We start from the raw sequence: 6,136 nt of genomic DNA, 5'->3' as shown, positions 1-6,136 counted from the left end.
GCAACCCGATACGACAAACTCGCCAGAAACTTTCGCGCCACCGTCACACTCGCCCTGCTCTTCAGGTGGTGGATTTAATTGAGTCCGGAGCCTAGAGCGTTTCCGCCCTGAATCGAGACGGCCGGCACACTCTCACCGTCATGGCCGGGCGTCGTCCCGGCCATCCGCGCTTCGTCCGGCGGTGCAAAGATGGCCGCGACACGCCCGGCCATGACGGTAGCGCAATTACGTAGGGGCGCCCAACGCGGCGATTCCAATCAGCATCGAAACGCTCTACGTATCCGCCAATGCCGCCAGCATCGCATCCCGCCCGGCGGTGTCACCGGTCGCATGCACCGGCTGGATCGCCACATGCGTCGCACCGGCCGCGAAATGGGCCCTCAGCCCCGTTTTGACGGTGTCCGCATCGCCCCACAGCACCATCTGGTCGATGAAACTGTCGGATCCCCCGTTCGAAAGATCCGTTTCGGTGAAGCCCATACCCAACCAGGCGTTGCGATAATTGTCCAGCACCATATAGCGGGACAGTTCCTCGCGCCCCAGCGCGCGTGCCCTGACAGGGTCAGTTTCAATCGTAACTTTTTGCTCGATGGCCAGCCATTTCCCCGGACCGAGAATTTTCGCCGCCGCCGCCGTATGCTTCGGCGTCGTGTTGTATGGCACGGCGCCGCGGGTCATCTGCCCCGACAGTTTCAGCATCAGCGGACCCAGCGCGGCAAGGCAGATCGGGAAATCCGCCGCCCCAGCCTCACCCTTTGCGATCCCATTCAAATACGCACGCATCGCCGGCACCGGCTTTTCGTAGACATGGCCGCGAATCCCCTCCACCATCGGCAGGTGACTCACCCCCAAACCAAGAATGAAACGATCGCCATAAAGCTGATTCAGGCTGATCATGCCGCGTCGGGATGTGAACGCATCCCTGGCATAGATCGATGCAATGGAACTGCCGATTTTTAGTGTTTTCGTCTGGGACAACATGTAGCCGGCGATGGTGAACGATTCAAAACCGCGCGACTCCGGATACCAAAGCGTATCGTATCCCAGCGTCTCGACGTTCTTCGTGAAAGCCGCGATCTGCGCGTTGCCGGCATGCTTGTCGGTGGAGTACCAAACCCCGAGGCGTCCAAGTTTCATGGTCAAAATCCCGCCTAGATGATGTTCGCCGACCGGAAGCCGGCGATGTCGGAGTCACTGTAGCCCAGTTCGCCCAGCACTTCATCATTGTGCTGCCCGAACCGCGGCGGCGGCCGGTCCACGCGGGGTCCATCGTGGCCAAACTTGAAGGCAGCCATTGGAACGGTGAAGGACCCCTCGATACCGGGCACGTTCTCATGCTTATGCAGCAGCCCGCGTGAGGCGAGCTGCGGATCGGCCAGCGCCTCCCCCATCGTGCGCACGCGGGAGGCAGGGACGTGGCGTTCCTGGAGGTATTCTTCCCACTCGGCGGCGGTGCGGGTCAGCATGATCGCGGCCAGCGCCTGTTCCTCGCGCGCATGGTCGGCGTCGCGTTCGTCATTGGTGCGCTTGATCAGGTCGGGCCTCTCCAACACCGTCCACAGTCGCTTCTGCTGCCGCAGATTCGACGCACCGATCATCAGCATGCCGTCGGCGGTCTTGTAGGCCATGGATGTCGCGTGCGGCATGCGGTTGCCGGACGGTTTCGGGTGCTTGCCGTTACGTAGAAAGCCGGTGACGTGGCTCGCCATCAGGATCATCGCGACGTCCAGCATCGCCATATCGACCCGCTGGCCCTGGCCGGTGCGTTCCCGCTGGAACAGCGCAGCGGACAGGGCGTAGGCGCCCATCGTACCAGTGGCGTAATCGATCGCCGGAGCGCCGATCTTGACGGGGTTGACCTCCGGCGTGCCGGTCATCGCCATGATGCCGGACGTGGACTGGATAACGTGGTCGTACGCCGTCCGCACCCGCTTCGGCCCACCCTGGCCGAACGCGGAAAACGACGCGTAGATCAACTTCGGATTGATTTTCCGAAGCTCGTCATAACCCAACCCCAGAGCCTCGAACGCGCCTGGCCGATAATTTTCCACCAGCACATCCGCCGTCGCCACCAGCTTCTTCAGTATCTCCCGCCCCCGCTCGGTTTTCAGGTTCAGGGTGATGGCGCGCTTGTTCGATCCCTGGGTGAGGAACCCGGTACCCATACCCGCGTGGTTCAGGTCGTTGTCGGACCCGGAATCGCGGCTCTGATCCGGATCATTCGGATCCTCCACCTTGATCACGTCGGCCCCCATCAGCCCAAGCTGGTAGGCGGCAAACGGGCCGGCGAGGACGTGCGTAATATCGATAATACGGATGCCTTCGAATGGACGAGCCATCGCTATCCTCCTGTGTTTTCCAGACGGTGCAGCGAAGGCGGAATACCGTCAACCGGCGATGCGGATCACGACCTTGCCAAGATGCGTCTGCCCTGTCTGATGCCGGTACGCCTCCGCCGCATGCTCGAACGGGAAAACCCGGTCGATAACCGGCTCGATCCGATGCGCTGTGATGGCTCGGTTCATCGCCTCGAACATCTGGCGGGACCCGACATAGATGCCGCGCATGATCAGACCCTTGCGCATGGCCGTGACGGGATTGATCTCGCCGCCGGTGGTCAGGGCGCCGATCATGCCGATTTCCCCGCCCTGGCGCGTGGCAGCGATCGAACGTGCCAACGTGCCGGGTCCGCCGACCTCCACCACCCGGGCGACACCCCCGCCGGTCAACGTGACGACCTGATCCTGCCATTCCGGATGCTGGCGATAGTTCACCAGGTGGGTGGCCCCAAGGCGCCGCATCCGTTCCAGCTTGTCGTCGGATGATGACGTAGCAACGACCGTCAGCCCCGCCGCGACGGCAAGCTGCAACGCGAACACAGACACGCCGCCCGTTCCCAGCACCAGCACGCCGTCGCCAGGATACAGCGTCTGGCCGCCAAACAGCGCGTTCCAGGCAGTGACGCCGGCACAGGGCAGGGTGGCACCCTGTTCATACGACAGATGCGCGGGCAGGGGGATCAGGCCGTTCTGGTCGAACACCCGATACTCCGCCAAAACCCCATCAATCGCGCCGCCCATCGAGCTGGCGGCGTCGTCCGGACCGATGGGGCCGCCGATCCAACTTTGCATGAAGCATCCCGCGACCCGGTCGCCTGGTTTGACCCGGCTCACCTCCGGCCCGACCGAGACCACTTCGCCCGCGCCATCCGACAACGGAATCAGATTTGCCGGCGGTGCGCCACGCGCCGCTCGGCCATTCACGATCATCAGGTCGCGGTAATTGAGCGACGCAGCGTGCATCCGCACCAGCACCTGACCGCGTCCGGGCTGCGGAATGTCAGCCTCGGCCTGGGTCAGCGAGTCGATTCCGGTGGCCTGGGGAAGCCGATACAGGCGCATGGATCAGGTCCTTCGCACGACGGGGGAGGGGATGCTTTCGATCATGACGTTGATCACCGCCGGTTTGCCACTGGCCAGGGACCGTTCGATCGCGCCGTGCAGCTCGTCGGCGTTCGTGACCAATTCGCCGTGACCACCCAGCGCGGTGGCGACCAGATCATAACGGGTAGCATTCAGTTCGCAGCCATGCGTGCGGTTGGGCCCGTAGTCGCGAACCTGCAAGTTATACTCGGCATTCCAGCGGCAATCAGTCCCAACGATCGCGACATAGGGCAGGTTGAGCCGCACGGCCGTTTCGATCTCCGACATATGGAAACCGAACGTTCCATCACCCAGCACCGCGAAGATCGGCGCGGTTTTCTCCACCACGCGAGCGCCGGACGCCATCGGCAGGGACGACCCGATCGATCCGGTAACGCCGTTGATCATACGCCGATCGTTGCGGAGGAGACTTTGGCCCCATTGAGCAAACTCACCGCCGTCGCAGATCAGCACGCTGTCGGGATCACGGTCCAGGAATGGTTGCAGCGTTCGGAATACCTGAGCCGGATGCAGCATCCCTTGGGTTTTGGATGCCAGACCTGCCCATTCCGCCGGCCGGTCGTCGAAGCAGGACCGCGCATCGGTCAGCCATGTGGGGTCGCGAGGCTTCCCGCGGGCGATCAGCGCTTCCGCAGCGGGATAGGTGTCGGCGACGCAGCCGAACGCCAGTCCGCGCGACCGGGCGGTCCGGCCCAGGATAGCGCCATCCGGATCGATGGAAATGAAACGGCAGTCCGCGGCGAAGGGAGCGCCGCCGAACTTCAGCGTGAAGTCCAGGGCCTTTCCCAGCAACAGCACCATGTCGGCGCGCTTCGCGACCTCGGCATAGGTGCCCAGACTGGCGTCGTTGAAACCGCGTGGCCCCTCACTGAGGCAGGCGGGGATGGTCAGGGCGGCCTCGATACGCCGTAGCAGGTCGCGGCCCCTGGCTGTGGCCAGGACGGGTGCCCCGATGACCAGCGGATGCTTGGCCGTCGCCAGCATCGTCAAAACCGCATCGGCCGCCGCGTCGGTCAGCGGCATCGCAGGCGCGGTGAAATCGGCTTCGGTCGGCCAGATCACGGTATCTTCGGGCACCGTCGCATCCAGCACATCGGACGGCAGGCTGAGATGCACCGGCCCCGGTCGGCCGGAGGTCGCGAGACGGATCGCCTTCGCGACATCCATGCCGACGGTGGCGGTGTCTGTCGCCATCCAGGCGGCTTTGCAGACCGGCGCGGCCATATCGACCTGCCGCAGTTCCTGGAAGCCGCCACGGCCGAGCTGATCCGTCTCGGTGTGGCCGGACATCAGCACCATCGGGGTTTCCTGGCCGAGCGCAGTGAACAGCGCGCCGACAGCGTTGGCGTGGCCCGGGCCGCCGGTGACCCAGGCGATGCCGGGGCGTCCGGTCAAACGTCCATACGCATCGGCCATGTGGACCGTCGCGGCTTCATGCCGCACGTGCATCAGCGACAGTTTCGTTTCGATCGCGGCGTCGAACAGCGACATGATGTGGTTGCCGGACAGCGTGAAGATGTCGGTATGGCCGGCGCGTTCGAGCGTGCGCACAACGATATCGGCGCCGCGGAGAGTGGATGGCATGCGGTGGTCCTTGGTGGCGGGTCATCGTCTAGCGCGGCGGAAAATCACCCGGAGGCGTTCGTGCACGGATGGCCGGGACACGCCCGGCCATGACGATCAGCGCGCGAACGCACTCCGAGCGTTCGGAAACGATCTAGACCGGATCCCAGGCGTAGACGTCGCGAGTGCGCTCCAGCGGCGTGAAGTTGTTCTTCACCGCCGGCAGCCAATGTTCGGCGAGCTTCTCCGGTGTCCAGCCATCCGGGCGCGCCATGATGCGGATCGGGCGGGGCTGGTTGTACAGATAGACCTCGTTCCCGCGGACGCCGAAGATCTGGCCGGACACGCCGGACGCGGCATCGGTGCCGAGGAAGGCAATCAACTGCGCGATGTGATCCGGCCGGGTCTTCGCCGCGCGGGCCTGCAACTGCTCCTCAGTCTGGCCGGGAACCGTTTCGATCATGCGGCTGAACGCATGTGGCCCGATGCAGTTCGACCGAACATTGTATCGTTGCATATCCATCGCGATGTTGCGCGACAGCCCGGCGATGCCCATCTTCGCGGCGCCGTAGTTCACCTGTCCCACGCTGCCGATCAGGCCGGATGTCGAGGTGATGTGGGTGTAATTGCCGCTTTCCTGCTTGCGGAAATGCGGGATGGCGGCACGCGACACGTAGAAGGCCCCATACAGGTGGACCTTGATGACGGCGTCCCATTCCTCGATCGACATGTAGTGGAACATGCGGTCGCGCAGGATGCCGGCGTTGTTCACGACGATATCGATACGGCCGAAATGATCGATCGCGTCCTGCACCATGCGCTGGGCATCTTCCCAACTGGCGACGCTGCCACTGTTGGCGACGGCTCGGCCCTTGCCGTGGGCCTGCTCGATTTCGGCCACCACGCGCTGTGCCGGGCCGGCATCCTGGCCTTCACCTGTCACGGTCGCGCCGATGTCGTTGACCACGACCTGGCCGCCATTCGCGGCGATGGCAATCGCAGTTGCCCGCCCAATTCCGCCGCCGGCCCCCGTGACCACGGCGACCTTCCCATCAAGCATACCCATTTGTTTCCTCCTTCAATGTGGAACGCACGCATTGTGCGACGAAGCGAAATCCGTGTCACCATCG

General features: G+C 64.0%; 5 protein-coding genes. All 5 read right to left on the bottom strand.

The window, feature by feature from the left end:
• Positions 1–273: 273 nt before the first annotated feature.
• Positions 274–1,137, bottom strand: a complete 864-nt coding sequence (locus GSQ89_RS23865; RefSeq protein WP_158929920.1) for a TIGR03620 family F420-dependent LLM class oxidoreductase — start codon at positions 1,135–1,137, stop codon at positions 274–276.
• A 14-nt stretch (positions 1,138–1,151) separates the two neighbouring features.
• Positions 1,152–2,339, bottom strand: a complete 1,188-nt coding sequence (locus tag GSQ89_RS23860) for a CaiB/BaiF CoA-transferase family protein (RefSeq protein ID WP_158929918.1) — start codon at positions 2,337–2,339, stop codon at positions 1,152–1,154.
• A gap of 48 nt (positions 2,340–2,387) precedes the next feature.
• A complete protein-coding gene (locus GSQ89_RS23855; protein ID WP_158929916.1) occupies positions 2,388–3,401 on the bottom strand; it encodes an NAD(P)-dependent alcohol dehydrogenase in 1,014 nt (337 codons plus the stop codon).
• 3 nt (positions 3,402–3,404) lie between these two features.
• Positions 3,405–5,027, bottom strand: coding sequence for a thiamine pyrophosphate-binding protein (locus GSQ89_RS23850; RefSeq protein ID WP_158929914.1), 1,623 nt, complete (start codon positions 5,025–5,027; stop codon positions 3,405–3,407).
• A 133-nt stretch (positions 5,028–5,160) separates the two neighbouring features.
• Positions 5,161–6,072 (bottom strand): SDR family NAD(P)-dependent oxidoreductase, encoded by a 912-nt coding sequence (locus GSQ89_RS23845; RefSeq protein ID WP_254073332.1) that lies wholly within the window; start codon positions 6,070–6,072, stop codon positions 5,161–5,163.
• Positions 6,073–6,136: the final 64 nt, after the last annotated feature.

The sequence above is a fragment of the Acidisphaera sp. S103 genome (assembly GCF_009765975.1).
Taxonomy (GTDB): Bacteria; Pseudomonadota; Alphaproteobacteria; order Acetobacterales; family Acetobacteraceae; genus Rhodopila.
Note: the sequence above shows the minus strand (reverse complement) of the source record. Positions and strands in the feature narration are given on the sequence as shown.